This is a genomic window from Limnospira sp. PMC 289.06, assembly GCF_032350395.1.
Taxonomy (GTDB): Bacteria; Cyanobacteriota; Cyanobacteriia; order Cyanobacteriales; family Microcoleaceae; genus Limnospira; species Limnospira platensis.
The window spans coordinates 1-1,042 of sequence record NZ_JARPLC010000356.1 but is presented as its reverse complement, the minus strand read 5'-3'; the positions used below and the strand labels follow the sequence as shown (position 1 = coordinate 1,042).

The 1,042-nt window shown below is 45.0% G+C and carries 1 protein-coding gene; it reads right to left on the bottom strand.

The genetic code is table 11. From position 1 onward, the window contains the following. Positions 1-1,022 (bottom strand): serine/threonine-protein kinase (locus tag P5674_RS25165; protein WP_315670422.1); only part of this gene is annotated, 1,022 nt, incomplete at its 3' end. Positions 1,023-1,042 lie beyond the last annotated feature (20 nt).

Sequence of the window (1,042 nt, the reverse complement as noted above, 5' to 3'; positions counted from 1 at the left end):
CCAGCCTGACCGCGACGGCGGTTAATTTGTTGTCCATTGGAATTGACCGTAACGATATCAAATTCAAACTTCTGGGTTGGGGGTTTAGGCGGAGTTTTGATAACTACAGGTTGGGGAGTTGTATTGGTACTATTTTTACGACCAGAATATCCCTGTAAATCTGCCCACACTTCGGCTACAGATTGATAGCGTTTTTTAAAGACTGTCTCAGCCAAACGGTCTAAGATTTTGCCTAATTTATCACTCACCTGATTCCCATTTAAATGCTCACGCCACACCCATTGTAATTCTAAGGGGTCATATAAATTCGACGGACTCGCTTGGGTTAGCAGATATAAACAAGTCACCCCTAAACTATATAAATCACTCCCATATTGAGGTTTTCCCATCGCCTGTTCCGGGGCGCAATATTCCGCCGAACCGATAACCGTTCCGGTGACGCTCAGAGATGTGCTATGCACCTGTTTAGCCGCCCCAAAATCCACGAGGACTAACTTTTTATCACTGGCGCGTCTAATGATATTTTCCGGTTTAATATCCCGGTGAATTACTTTATTTTTGTGGACGAAATGCAAAACTCTCAATAAATCCTTGAGCAGGGCAATGATTTGATTTTCGGTAAAAGCGCCTTGATTATCTAGCTCCTGTTGTAGGGTTTCCCCTTCGATAAATTCCTGAACTAAATATTGACGGTTATCAGCGGTAAAATAAGCCAAAAGTTCCGGGATTTGCGGATGTTTGCCGAGGAGTTCTAAACGTTGGGCTTCTTGGTCGAATAATTGGGCGGCTTTTTGGAGGGTAGCGGTTCCTTGCGCCTGGGGAAGGAATTGCTTAATCACACAGGGAGGTTTAGAAGGTTTGAAGTCATCGACAGCCAGAAATGTGCGTCCGAACCCTCCTTGTCCGAGGATGCTTTTAGCATAGTAGCGTTCAACCAGTCGGAGTTTACTACCACATTTTTGGCAGAACTGACAACCTTCGGGGTTGCTGTGGAGGCAGTCTGGGTTCAGACACTGGCTCATAATCAGGATGGTTATTGATA